Genomic DNA, 12,379 nt, shown 5'->3' with positions numbered 1-12,379 from the left:
AGCAAATGAAGACCCCCTACTGGCTGTTAGCTGGTTGCTTCGCCGCCATCGTGCCCCTCCAGGCGAGCGCAACCTTCAAACCGATCGAAGTCCAGGACCAGGAACTGGCCCAACTGCGCGGACGTTATGTAATGCCCGGGCGGATCATCAGCTTTGGCGTGGTCATGAGCACCAGTTGGCAGAACGCCAGTGGTGACGTGATTGGCGCCACCACCACCATGCAAGTGCAACAAACCACGATCAAACCGCAGTTCTACGTCTCGCTGGTCAATACAACCGGCAATGGCACCCCCACCAGTACCGGCACCGGGACAGTCACCGGCGGCGCCGGCCTGAGCACCACCCAGGGCGTAACCCAGAGCATTCGCGCTGCGGGCGACAACAACAGTGCTTACAACAACGTGAGTATCAATGTCAGCGAAAGCAACAACCCACCCGCCAGCAGCACACCGCAAGGGCAACTCCTGACCAGCGGCACCCCAATCACCGGCACCAACGGGGCCGGTAATCTGAGCGTCAGCGTCAACAGCGGCGGGGTTCTGCTGAACATCCAGGCCAACAATAATCAAGGCAACACCCTGCAGCAAATTGCCCAGGGTGGCGTGATGCAAAACACCACCCTGCTGGGTGCCAGCAACATGGTCAACAACATGACCCAGTTGAATGTGGTGCTACGCAACAACATGCCAACGGTGGGGGCGCTGGACTGCAATTTGGATCAACTAAAGGGCCTACGCAATATAGGATATTGAACTACGCTGAGCCTCGATATCAGAACTATAAAGGACGGCTTTTCCCATGCATCGATCGTCGGTACTTCGCGTAGCTGTATGTTTAGGCACGTTTTTCCCCGCCGCCATGCTCCAGGCGGCGCCGGACTCGGAAGTGGAGGTATTAAAGAGAGAACTCCTGGAGCTGCGCCAACGCTACGATCAACAACAGAACGCCCTGTCGGTCCTCGAACAACGGGTCCGCCAGGTCGAGGCTCAGCCCGCCGTGACGCCGCCTAACCGCCTGGTGCGCTCACCCGCCGAGCTGAAAAAAGGCTCGTCGGTCGCCACCAACAGCGCTGGCACAGCTGCGGGGGGCAGCTCCTATGGCCAGTCGCTCAAAGACGATTCGGAACCGGCCCAGAGCGTCACCAACCTGTACGACGAAGCCAGCGGCTTCTTCGGCGGCGGTACGTTCAGCTTCGAAACCGGCCTGACCTACTCGCGCTACGACACCAAACAATTGATCCTCAATGGCTTCCTGGCGCTGGACGCGATTTTCCTCGGTGATATCAACCTGGACCGCATCCAGGCCGATAACTGGACCCTGGACCTGACCGGTCGCTATAACCTCGACCAACGCTGGCAGTTCGACCTCAACGTCCCCGTGGTCTACCGCGAGTCCACCTACCAGTCCGGCGGCGCCCAGGGCGGCAATGCCCAGGCGATCACCGAAAAAACCGTGACCCGCGACCCGACCATCGGCGACGTCAACTTCGGTATTGCCTACAAGTTCCTCGACGAAACCCCCGATCTGCCCGATGCCGTGCTGACCCTGCGCGTCAAGGCGCCAACCGGCAAAGATCCGTTTGGGATCAAACTGGTCAATGCCTCGACGGCCAACACCAACCTCACCGTGCCGGAGAGCCTGCCTACGGGTAACGGCGTCTGGTCGGTCACCCCGGGCATCTCCCTGGTCAAGACCATCGACCCGGCTGTGTTGTTCGGTAGCCTGTCCTACACCTATAACCTGGAGGAGTCATTCGACGACATCAGCTCGACCCAGGGCCAGAAAAATCCGGGCAAGGTCCGCCTGGGCAACAGCTGGCAACTGGGGGCCGGTATCGCTTTCGCGCTGAACGAGAAGATGAGTATGGCCTTCTCCGTCTCCGAACTGATTCAACAGAAGAGCAAGCTCAAGCAGGACGGCGGCGATTGGCAGTCGGTGGTTACCAGCGATGCCAATGCGGCCTATTTCAACGTCGGCATGACGATTGCTGCCAACCAGCACCTGACCATCGTGCCCAACCTGTCCATCGGTCTCACCCCGGACGCGTCGGACTTTACCTTCAGCCTGAAATTCCCTTACTACTTCTAGGCGCCACGCCCCAAAAAGGGCCCACTGCGTACCCACGCAGCGGGCCCTTTTTGCATCGAGCTGAAACCTGGCTAAAGCACGCGCCAGCAGGCCGTGGTTAGCGGATCTGATGCTTGTGCAGCAGCCGATAGAAGGTCGGCCGGGAAATACCCAACACCTTGGCCGCCACACTCAGGTTGTCACTGTGGCGGTTCAAGACATCGCACAGGGCTTGGCGCTCGGCGCGCAGCTTGTAGTCTTCCAGTGTGCCCATGGGCGCTATGCATGCCTGCTGGCTTTGCAGCCCCAGGTCACCGGCTTCGATCTGCCGCCCTTCGGCCAGCACCAAACCACGGCGCACCCGGTTGGCCAACTCGCGCACATTGCCTGGCCATTCATGCTTGCCCATGGCGACCAAGGCGTCCTCACTGAAGCTGCGGGGCCGGCGCCCGGTTTCCTGGCTGTAGAAGTGGGCAAAATGGTTGGCCAGCAGCGACACATCGCCATGGCGTTCACGCAGCGGCTCGGTCACCACCTGCAAGACATTCAGGCGGTAGTACAGATCTTCGCGAAAACGCCCATTGCGGATCGCCGCTTCCAGGTCCACGTGGGTCGCCGCCAGTACCCGCGCATCCACCGGAATCGGCTGGCTGCCACCGACGCGCTCGATATGCTTCTCTTGCAGGAAACGCAAGAGATTGGCCTGTAATTCCAGGGGAAGATCGCCGATCTCGTCGAGAAACAGCGTGCCGCCGTGGGCCGCTTCGATACGCCCGACCTTGCGCTGGTGGGCACCGGTAAACGCGCCCTTTTCATGACCAAACAGCTCGGACTGGATGAGATGTTCGGGAATCGCCCCGCAATTGATCGCGACATAGGGTTTGCCATTGCGCTGGGACTGGCGGTGCAGGGTCCGCGCCACCAGTTCCTTGCCCGTGCCGCTCTCGCCACGGATCAACACCGGCGACTCGGTCGGCGCCAGTTTGCCCAACAGTTTGCGCAACTCACGTACCGAGCGGCTGTCCCCGAGCAGTTCATGCTCGGGCGCATCGACCCGCACCGCTCCCTGGCCACGCAAGCGCGCCATGCCAAAGGCCCGGCCCAGGGTGACCTGGACCCGCGAGACATCGAACGGCAGGGTATGAAAATCAAAGAACCACTCGCAGACAAAATCGCCGACATTCTGCCCACGCAGCATCTGCGGATTGAGCACGGCAATCCACTCGGTGCCGCTGTGGCTGATCAACTCCTTGACTGCTTCCGGGCGTTCCAGGTGAAAAGGCTGCAAACGCAGCAGCCCGACATCGCAACTGCGCTCCGTAGCGGTCTCCAGGCTGCAACTGTCAACATCCCAGCCGGCAGTGCGCAAACCGGGGAGTAAACGGTGGCAATCATCACAGGGATCGACCACCAGCAAACGGCGTTGCGAGGCAATTTCGGGCATCACTGTTCCTTTATTGCAAATGAGTAAACCATTTAGAAACAGTACGTTGGCAAACCTGGCTGTAACGTTAGCAAGAACTTGACGCGCCCTTGTACCGTTTATCTATAACCCTAATGCCGAATTAGACTGACAGCGATCAACGGCCTGGCAGCGCCTTGGCTTTAGGCTCTGCCGAGCACGCCAGATAAACGAAAGTTTAAAAAAGTTCTGAAGTTCTGTGACCCGACGGCCACCTGCGGGCATCAGTACAAGGAACCCGCCGAACGGTAAGCCCAACCGACGGCCAACGACTTGATTGGGCATACAGAGAGAAGACCCCATGAACGCCCCGCTCCGTTTCAATGAAGCCTTGCTGATTGCCGGCCACGCCTTTGAACCTTTCCAATGCGTCGCCTGGGCCCCACAAGACGGCAATGGCGAACTGAGCCTGACAGTCATCGACCGCACCAACCAGCGTATCGGTCGCAAACAGATTTCCAGCCGCACCTACACCGACCCGGCGCAACTGGCCGACGTGCTGCAGCAAGCCCGCGCCGAACTGAGCCGCGAAGGCTATGCCCTGCAACCCTGGGTAATGCCCGCCTGATACGCCGGTACCGCGCCGCTCAGCGCCGCCTCGCGTGCGGCGAAGCGTAAGCGGCTACAACGTATCGATATGCCGGTATTCGGCATCCAGGTCGTGCGCCAGTTGCCGGGCACGACCCAGACGGATCGGACCGCGCTCGATATCGACCAGCAAGCCCGGGCAGTTGAGTCGAGGCAGGCGCGGCCACTCCTTCAAGCGGCCGTCGGTGACCACCAGCAAACGCTGCTGCTCTTCTGGAAAGTGCTTCTGGCGCAATACCAGCCAGCGTGCCGCCTCCTCCAGCGCCGCGAACAAGGGCGTACCACCGCCCGCCCCCAGCGCCTGCAACCAACCGCGTACCCCTTTGGCAGCCTTCAACCCCTGGACATGCCAGTGCGGCGTTGCGCCGCTGGCGGTCAGTAACGCCAGGCGCGCACGCTGGCGATAAGCATCGTCGAAGACCTGGGCCAGCAGCCCCTTCGCATCACTGAGTGCCTGATGCCGGCGGGTCGAGGCCGACGCGTCGACAATCACCAGCCACAGCTCATGACTCGCGCTGCGCCGTTGCCGAAAAACCAGTTCACTCACTGCCCGTGGGCGCCCCTGCAGCAAGGTCGCCGTCCAATCGATACGCCCTTGCTGCGCAACGCGCGCCGCGCCACGCTGACCGCTGGCAAGCCGGCCGGCCCGGGGCCTGGCATCCGCCCCTCGGGGCTGGGTTGGACGAATGCCTAGGGCTTTTTTGGCCAGCTCGGTATTTCCCGGCGGGCACCGCTGGGCAAGGGCACTGCCGCCAGCTCGCCCCATTGCCCCTGGCCCGCGTCCGTCTCGGTCGGGCTCACCGGGGCAGGACTGGACGGCGATTGCGGCGCACTCCCGGGCATCGGCTCGCGACGGCGATGCCGCAGGGCAAATTCGGCCACCGCCTCGATATCCTGTGTCTCGATGACCTCGGCGCCGCGCCAGGCAGCATGGGCCCGCGCCGCTCGCAACCAGACCAGGTCGGCGCGCAAACCATCGACACCGGCGGCAAAGCAGCGCTCGGTAATACTCGCCAGGGACTGGTCGTCCAGCGCGATCTCGTGCAGACGCCCGCGCGCCTGCTCGCAACGCTCGCGCAAGTCCGCCTGGGCCTGGGCCCACTGTGCGCAAAAGCGCTGTGGGTCGCTGTCAAAATCCAGGCGACGGCGGATGATCTGCCCGCGCTCTTCGGGCAGTGGCTGCCCAACCAACGCCACATTCAAGCCAAAGCGGTCGAGCAGTTGCGGACGCAGTTCGCCTTCTTCCGGGTTCATGGTGCCGATCAGGACAAAGCGTGCCGAATGCCGGTGGGAAATCCCATCACGCTCGATCAGATTGGTTCCGCTGGCGGCCACATCGAGTAGCAGGTCCACCAGGTGATCGGGCAGCAGATTGACCTCATCGACATACAGCACGCCGCCATCGGCCTTCGCCAGCACGCCGGGCGAGAACTGAGCGCGGCCTTCACCGAGTGCCGCCTGCAGATCGAGCGTGCCCACCAGGCGTTCTTCGGTCGCCCCCAGCGGCAAGGTGACGAACTGGCCGCTGACCAGCAAGTCCGCCAGGCCGCGGGCCAGTGTCGACTTGGCCATGCCCCGTGGTCCTTCGATCAGCACCCCGCCGATTTTCGGGTCGATGGCCGTCAGGCACAGCGCCAGCTTCAGCTCATCGGCGCCCACCACGGCTGACAACGGGAAATGGGGGGTATCGCTCATCTCGGGCCTCAATTTTCTTCAATATCCAGCAGCAGGTTTTCCAGCGCCTCACGGTACTCGCCGGGTTCCTGCCACAGGCCGCGCTGCTGGGCTTCGAGCAGGCGCTCGGTCATATCCCGCAGGGCGTGGGGGTTGTGCTCGCGAACAAAGTCGCGGGTGTCCGGGTCCAGCAGGTACGCATCAGCCAGCAAGGCGTACTGATGATCGTCGATCAGGCCAGTGGTTGCATCGAAGGCAAACAGGTTGTCGACCGTCGCCGCCAGCTCGAAGGCGCCCTTATAGCCATGGCGCTTGACCCCGGCAATCCACTTGGGATTGGCCGCCCGGGCACGAATCACCCGGTTCAACTCTTCTTTGAGCGTGCGGATACGCGGCAGGTCCGGCTGGCTGTGATCGCCATGATAGCTGGCCGCCGGTGCGCCGCCGAGGGTCTCCACCGCCGCCAGCATGCCGCCCTGGAACTGGTAATAGTCATTGGAGTCGAGCAGGTCATGCTCACGATTGTCCTGATTCTGCACCACCGCCTGGACCTGGCCCAGCCGCTGGGCAAATTGGCCGCGCGCAGCGGTCCCCTCATCCTGGCCGCCATAGGCATAGCCGCCCCAGTTCAGGTAGACCTCGGCCAGGTCTTCGCGGCTCTGCCACAGGCGGCCATCGATCGCATTCTGCACGCCGGCCCCATAGGCGCCCGGCTTGGCCCCGAAAATTCGCCAACCGGCCTGGCGCGCGGCCTGCTCGGCATCGAGGCCGTCGCGCTGCAACTGTTCGCGCTCGCTGCGCACCTTGGCCGCGAGGGGGTTGAGATCATCCGGCTCATCCAGCGCCGCCACCGCCTGCACCGCTGCATCGAACAGGCGGATCAGGTTGGCAAAGGCATCGCGAAAGAACCCGGAGACTCGCAGCGTCACATCCACCCGCGGGCGGTCGAGCAGGCTCAAGGGCAGGATTTCAAAATCGTCCACGCGCTGGCTGCCGGTGGCCCAAACCGGACGCACGCCCATCAGCGCCATGGCCTGGGCAATGTCGTCACCGCCGGTGCGCATGGTCGCCGTGCCCCAGACCGACAGCCCTAGCTGACGCAAGTGGTCGCCATGGTCCTGCAAGTGTCGTTCAAGAATCAGGCTGGCCGACTGAAAGCCGATGCGCCAGGCGGTAGTCGTGGGCAAATTGCGCACATCCACCGAGTAAAAGTTGCGCCCGGTGGGTAGCACATCAAGCCGGCCCCGGCTGGGCGCGCCACTGGGCCCGGCCGGCACAAAGCGTCCGCCCAGGGCGGCCAGCAGCCCGTGCATTTCTGCCGGACCACAGCCATCCAGGCGTGGCGCCACGACGCCAAGCAGTGCGTCGACAATCGCCCGGACCTCGTCCCACTCCGCGCCAGCCGGCAACTGCAACGTCCCCGCCAGGGCCTGCTCGATCATCTGCGCGGCATAGTGTTCAAGCCGCTCGCGGCTATCACCGGCAGTACGCCAGGGCTCGTCGCCCAGGGCAAGAAGCACGTCGGGACGCGGACCGTTCCACGGCTCGGCGAGCGCACAGTCGAGGGGATCGAAACCCAGCCCGAAGGCCTTGGCCAACGCCCGCAGCACGCTCGATTGCGCACCGCGACCGTCGCCCCGGGGGATGCGCAACAAGGCCAGCAAGGTGTCGATCCGCAGTCGACCGGCGGGTGACTCGCCAAAGATGTGCAGGCCGTCGCGAATCTGCGATTCCTTCAAGTCACACAGATAAGTATCCAGACGCGGCAGCCAGACCGCCGCATCGGCGTCGCCGGTCAAGGTGCCATCGAGCTGCAATTCGCGGTCAAGCCGGGTCTCGCGAACCAATTGGAGAATGTCGCGCTGCAGTTCGCGGGCGCGGCGCGGGTCCAGCAACTGCGCTTCGTAGTACTCGTCGGCGAGCAATTCCAGATTGCGCAGCGCCCCATAGGTTTCGGCGCGCGTCAGTGGCGGCATCAGGTGGTCGATAATCACCGCCTGAGTACGCCGCTTGGCCTGGGCACCTTCCCCCGGGTCGTTGACGATAAACGGATAGATATTGGGCAGCGGCCCCAGCAATGCATCCGGCCAGCAATGCTCGGACAAGCCCACGCCCTTGCCCGGCAGCCACTCCAGGTTGCCATGCTTGCCCACATGGATAGTCGCGTGGGCCCCGTAGGTTTCACGCAGCCAGAAATAGAACGCCAGATAACCGTGCGGCGGCACCAGGTCCGGATCGTGGTAGACCGCGCTGGCATCGACCTGATAACCGCGCGCCGGCTGGATACCCACAAAGGTCAGGCCTAGGCGTAGCCCGGCGACCATCATCCGCCCACGGCGAAACATCGGGTCGCGCTCGGGTGCGCCCCAGCGTTGCAGTACCGCCTGGCGATTGGCCTCGGGCAGGCGGTCGAACATGGCCTGGTACTCGGCCAGCGCCAGGCTCTGCTGGCATGGCCGCAGGTCAATACTTTCCAGGTCATTGCTGACGCCGCCAAGCAGCGCCTGGATCAGCGCCGTGCCGCTGGCCGGCAGTTCGACGTCCAGGGGATAGCCCTCGGCCTGCATGGCTCGCAGGATATTCAACGCCGCTGCCGGCGTATCCAGGCCCACGCCATTCCCGATGCGACCATCGCGGGTCGGGTAATTGGCCAGGATCAGGGCAATTCGCTTCTGTCCGTTGGGCAAGCGCGCCAGATCGCTCCAGCGCCGGGCCAGGCTGGCGACAAAATCCATACGCTCGGGCTGCGGCCGGTAGCACACCACATCGCACTGGCTGCGCTCGCTGCGCCAGGCCAGGTCCTTGAAACTGATGGGCCGGCTGATAATCCGTCCATCCAGCTCCGGCAAGGCGATATGCATGGCCAGGTCCCGCGGCCCCAGGCCTTGTTCGCTGGCTTGCCAGCCGGGTTCGTTGTCCTGGGCGCAGATGGCCTGGATCACCGGGATATCGCGGCGAAACGGGCGTAGATGAGGGGCTTCCGGGCTCGATTGGGCAAAGCCGGTGGTGTTGAGGATCACCGCCGCGTCCACCTCATCCAGCCAATCCTCGACCACCGCCAGGCAGGCTGGCTCCTTGAGGCTCGCCACCGCCATCGGCAGCGGGTTCAGCCCGGCGGCCTGCAGCCGCTGGCAAAACACATCGACAAAGGCGGTATTGGCGGCCTGCAAATGGGAACGGTAGAACAGCAGCGCCACCACCGGCTGCCCGGCCTTCCAGTCGGCTTGCCAATGCGCCAGCCCGGCAAAGGCCTGGCGCGGATGATAGATCGCGGTACGCGCCAGAACCTGCGGCTCGTCCCACGGGTAATCGCGCCCCAGCCATTGGCTGGCCAGGCAGCGGTACAGTTCCAGGGCATTGCCCAGCCCACCCTGGCGCAGAAAATGCCAGAGGCGCTCGCCCTGCTCCGCCGACACCGTGCTCAAGCCGCTCAATTCCGGGTCCGGACGGTCATCACCCGGCACCAGAATCAGCGTCACACCGCGTTCAGCCAGTTGCACCAGGCGTTCAACGCCATAGCGCCAGTAGGCAATGCCCCCGTGCAGGGAAATCAGGATGACCTGAGCATGCTGCAGCACCTGCTCGAAATACAGGTCGACCGAAGCGTGATTCTGCACCTGCATGGGGTTGGCCAGGCGCAGGCTCGGGTAGTCATCGGGCAGTTGCTGGGCCGCTTCGGCCAGCAATGCCAGGCTGGAATCGCCGCTGCACAGGATCACCAGCTCGGCGGGGGTCTGTCCAAGGTCGGCAATATTGTCGTCCGAGACGAAACCACCGGGCTGAGTCCTGAGCAGGTGCATACGTCAGGCGGTCAAGGCAGCGCGCAATTGCGCTTCGAGGGCGCTGGCATCCAGGTCCTGGCCAATCAGCACCAGGCGCGTGCTGCGCGGCTCGTCGGCGCGCCAGGCGCGGTCAAAATGCTTGTCGAAGCGCGTGCCCACGCCCTGGATCAGCAGGCGCATCGGCTTGTTGGCAATGGCGGCAAAGCCTTTGACCCGCAGGATGTCGTGCTGCACCACCAATTGGCTCAGCGCATCGAGCAGCAGGCTTTCGTCGGTCTGTGGCAGTTCGATGGAGATCGAGTCGAAGGCGTCGTGATCATGGTCATCGTGGTCATCATCACCGTCACCATGGTGGTGGTCGTGATGGCTATGGCGGCTGTCGATATGTTCCTCGGAGCCCGCCCCCAGGCCCAGTAGCACGTCCAGCGGCAGGCGCCCGCTGCTGGCTTCGATCACCTTGACCGCCGGCGGCAGTTCTTCGGCGACTTCCAGGCGCACGGCGGCCAGGTCTTCGGCGCTGATCAGGTCGGCCTTATTGAGGATCACCAGGTCGGCGCTGGACAGTTGGTCGGCGAACAGCTCATGCAGCGGCGATTCGTGGTCCAGGTTCGGATCGAGCTTGCGCTGGGCATCCACCTGGTCCGGGAAGGCGGCAAAGGTCCCGGCCGCCACTGCTGGGCTGTCGACCACGGTGATCACGGCGTCCACGGTGCAGGCGCTGCGGATTTCCGGCCACTGGAAGGCCTGGACCAGCGGCTTGGGCAGCGCGAGGCCGGAGGTTTCGATCAGGATATGGTCCAGGTCGCCTCGCCGGGCCACCAGTTCGCGCATGACCGGGAAAAACTCTTCCTGCACCGTGCAGCACAGGCAGCCGTTGGCCAGTTCGTAGACGCGGCCATTGGCCTCTTCTTCGGTGCAGCCGATGGAGCATTGCTTGAGAATCTCGCCATCGATGCCCAGCTCGCCGAATTCATTGACGATCACCGCGATCCGACGCCCCTGGGCGTTGTCGAGCATATGGCGCAACAGGGTGGTTTTGCCCGAGCCGAGAAAGCCGGTAACGATAGTGACGGGAAGTTTGGCCAGTGTTTTCATCGGATGCCCTTTGGCAAGGTGGCGGGCATACGGGACGATGCCCAGGCACCGCCTGCGCAAACGTTCGCCACCGGATCACCCCGCCCGGTTGTAGGTGAGAATCTGTTACGAGGCAGGTCTCCTGGCTTACAGCCGGCTTGTAGGCATAGCGCCCAGCAAGCAGAGTCTTGCGCCTTCCCGCCCGTGGGCAGTGGCCATGCAAAACTGTCGGACCGTATACAGTTGCGGGGGCAGCCGCGGCATTCCGCGTTCCCGTCTTAGCTCCGACCTGGGTCGGAGAACCTCGAAAGCGCAAGGCTACGCAGTGCTTGGGGGCGGGTCAATGTCGGGCAGCGCAAACCTGACGGAGATAGCCTGCACCTGTGCTTTAATGCGCCGCCTTTTTTACCTGCACGCTTCGAGGAGCCCTGTCCATGCATCGCCCCGGTCCTACGCAAGTCCTGGTCATCGGTTATGTCTGGCCCGAGCCACGCTCCTCGGCCGCCGGCGGGCATATGATGCAGATCCTCGACAGCTTTCTCGCCGCCGGCTGGCATATCACCTTTGCCAGCCCCGCCAGCGAGGGCGAACACAAGGCCGACCTGCGCAGCCTGGGCATCGACGAGTGTGCGATCGAGCTCAATAACAGCAGCTTCGACCGCTTCATCAGCCAATTACAGCCGGATATCGTGCTCTTCGACCGCTTCATGATGGAAGAGCAGTTCGGCTGGCGGGTCGAACAGCAGTGCCCCAACGCCGTGCGCGTGCTGGAAACCTCGGATTTGCAGAGCCTGCGTGATGCCCGCCAACAGCAGCTCAAGACCTGCCTGAAAGCCGACCCACGCCAGGAAGACTTCAGCGAATTGTTCGCCCCTGAACCGGCGCAGATCTTTACCCAGATGAGCGAAACCGATCTGGCCCAGCGGGAAATCGCCGCGATCTACCGCTCGGACCTGAGCCTGATGATCTCCGATGTCGAGATCGAGCTGCTGACCGGTCCGTTTGGCCTGTCACCGGCGTTGCTGCACTGGTGCCCGTTGATGGTGGACAGCCCGCAGGGCGCCCTGCCCGGCTTCGATGAGCGCGCGCACTTCCTGAGCATCGGCAACTTTCGCCATGCGCCCAACTGGGACGCCGTACTCTGGATGAAAAACAGCCTCTGGCCGTTGATTCGCCAGCAACTGCCCCAGGCTCAGTTGCATATCTATGGCGCCTACACGCCGCCCAAGGCCACCGCCCTGCACAATGCCGCCCAGGGCTTTCATGTACTGAACTGGGCCGAGGATGCCTTGCAGGTGATGCGCCAGGCGCGGATTTGCCTGGCGCCCTTGCGCTTCGGTGCGGGGATCAAGGGCAAGCTGGCCGACGCCATGCTTTGCGGCACGCCGAACGTCACCACGCCGATCGGGGCCGAAGCCATGCACGGCACGTTGCCCTGGCCGGGGGCGATTGCCAGTTCGGCCGAGGCCCTGGCGGCCGCAGCGGTCCGGCTCTACCAGGACCCGTTGGCCTGGCAACAGGCCCAGGACGCCGGGCGCACGCTTTTGGCCGCCCGCTATGAACAGAGCGAGCACGGCCCGGCACTGGTGGAACGGATCCGCGCCTGCCAGCGCGACCTGGCGCAACTGCGCCGCGCCAATTTCACCGGCGCCATGCTGCGCCATCACCATCACAAGAGCACCCAGTACATGGCCCAGTGGATCGAAGCGAAAAACCGCCCGCTTGCCTGAAA

Annotated in this window: 9 protein-coding genes and 1 riboswitch; of the genes, 4 read left to right on the top strand and 5 right to left on the bottom strand. The window is 63.6% G+C overall.

Annotated elements, in window-relative coordinates:
- Nucleotides 1-5 precede the first annotated feature (5 nt).
- Together NPS46_RS22520 and NPS46_RS22515 are read left to right on the top strand one after the other, a co-directional pair.
- Nucleotides 6-752, top strand: a complete 747-nt coding sequence (locus NPS46_RS22520) for a hypothetical protein (RefSeq protein WP_274111154.1) — start codon at nt 6-8, stop codon at nt 750-752.
- A 46-nt stretch (nt 753-798) separates the two neighbouring features.
- A complete protein-coding gene (locus tag NPS46_RS22515) occupies nt 799-2,088 on the top strand; it encodes a hypothetical protein (protein ID WP_274111152.1) in 1,290 nt (429 codons plus the stop codon).
- Nucleotides 2,089-2,185: 97 nt separating this feature from the next.
- On the opposite strand, the gene NPS46_RS22510 is transcribed toward NPS46_RS22515, so the two are convergent.
- Nucleotides 2,186-3,511 carry a sigma-54 dependent transcriptional regulator gene (locus NPS46_RS22510; protein ID WP_274111150.1) on the bottom strand — a complete coding sequence of 442 codons (1,326 nt, stop codon included), beginning with the start codon at nt 3,509-3,511 and terminating at the stop codon, nt 2,186-2,188.
- Between the two features lie 319 nt (nt 3,512-3,830).
- Between NPS46_RS22510 and NPS46_RS22505 the strand changes: the two genes are divergently transcribed.
- The gene (locus NPS46_RS22505; protein ID WP_274111148.1) at nt 3,831-4,097 is read left to right on the top strand and encodes a hypothetical protein; all 267 of its coding nucleotides are present in this window, start codon (nt 3,831-3,833) and stop codon (nt 4,095-4,097) included.
- Nucleotides 4,098-4,151: 54 nt separating this feature from the next.
- Here the strand turns inward: NPS46_RS22505 and NPS46_RS22500 are convergent, their stop codons facing one another.
- From NPS46_RS22500 to cobW, 4 genes are read right to left on the bottom strand one after another with little or no spacing between them, the layout of a single operon-like run.
- On the bottom strand, nt 4,152-4,883 hold the full coding sequence (locus NPS46_RS22500; protein ID WP_274111146.1) for a vWA domain-containing protein: 732 nt from the start codon (nt 4,881-4,883) through the stop codon (nt 4,152-4,154).
- Nucleotides 4,808-5,812, bottom strand: coding sequence for an ATP-binding protein (locus NPS46_RS22495; protein ID WP_274111144.1), 1,005 nt, complete (start codon nt 5,810-5,812; stop codon nt 4,808-4,810). The genes NPS46_RS22500 and NPS46_RS22495 overlap by 76 nt, the downstream gene beginning before the upstream one ends.
- An 8-nt stretch (nt 5,813-5,820) precedes the next feature.
- The gene (cobN, locus tag NPS46_RS22490) at nt 5,821-9,591 is read right to left on the bottom strand and encodes a cobaltochelatase subunit CobN (RefSeq protein ID WP_274111143.1); all 3,771 of its coding nucleotides are present in this window, start codon (nt 9,589-9,591) and stop codon (nt 5,821-5,823) included.
- A 3-nt stretch (nt 9,592-9,594) separates the two neighbouring features.
- Entirely contained in the window at nt 9,595-10,668 is a 1,074-nt protein-coding gene (gene cobW / locus NPS46_RS22485) for a cobalamin biosynthesis protein CobW (protein ID WP_274111141.1), read from the bottom strand.
- A 94-nt stretch (nt 10,669-10,762) separates the two neighbouring features.
- A riboswitch (cobalamin riboswitch) is annotated at nt 10,763-10,969 on the bottom strand.
- Between the two features lie 112 nt (nt 10,970-11,081).
- Between cobW and NPS46_RS22480 the strand changes: the two genes are divergently transcribed.
- Nucleotides 11,082-12,377, top strand: a complete 1,296-nt coding sequence (locus NPS46_RS22480) for a glycosyltransferase (protein WP_274111139.1) — start codon at nt 11,082-11,084, stop codon at nt 12,375-12,377.
- Nucleotides 12,378-12,379 lie beyond the last annotated feature (2 nt).

Origin of the sequence: Pseudomonas putida (assembly GCF_028682395.1) — a bacterium.
Taxonomy (GTDB): Bacteria; Pseudomonadota; Gammaproteobacteria; order Pseudomonadales; family Pseudomonadaceae; genus Aquipseudomonas; species Aquipseudomonas putida_AB.
This window is presented reverse-complemented; position numbering and strand designations above follow the sequence as displayed.

Bases quoted from the DNA above. Each gene is read 5' to 3' on its own strand.
- NPS46_RS22520 (WP_274111154.1), top strand. From the start codon at position 6: ATGAAGACCCCCTACTGGCTGTTAGCTGGTTGCTTCGCCGCCATCGTG.
- NPS46_RS22515 (WP_274111152.1), top strand. From the start codon at position 799: ATGCATCGATCGTCGGTACTTCGCGTAGCTGTATGTTTAGGCACGTTT.
- NPS46_RS22510 (WP_274111150.1), bottom strand. From the start codon at position 3,511: ATGCCCGAAATTGCCTCGCAACGCCGTTTGCTGGTGGTCGATCCCTGT.
- NPS46_RS22505 (WP_274111148.1), top strand. From the start codon at position 3,831: ATGAACGCCCCGCTCCGTTTCAATGAAGCCTTGCTGATTGCCGGCCAC.
- NPS46_RS22500 (WP_274111146.1), bottom strand. From the start codon at position 4,883: ATGGGGCGAGCTGGCGGCAGTGCCCTTGCCCAGCGGTGCCCGCCGGGA.
- NPS46_RS22495 (WP_274111144.1), bottom strand. From the start codon at position 5,812: ATGAGCGATACCCCCCATTTCCCGTTGTCAGCCGTGGTGGGCGCCGAT.
- cobN (WP_274111143.1), bottom strand. From the start codon at position 9,591: ATGCACCTGCTCAGGACTCAGCCCGGTGGTTTCGTCTCGGACGACAAT.
- cobW (WP_274111141.1), bottom strand. From the start codon at position 10,668: ATGAAAACACTGGCCAAACTTCCCGTCACTATCGTTACCGGCTTTCTC.
- NPS46_RS22480 (WP_274111139.1), top strand. From the start codon at position 11,082: ATGCATCGCCCCGGTCCTACGCAAGTCCTGGTCATCGGTTATGTCTGG.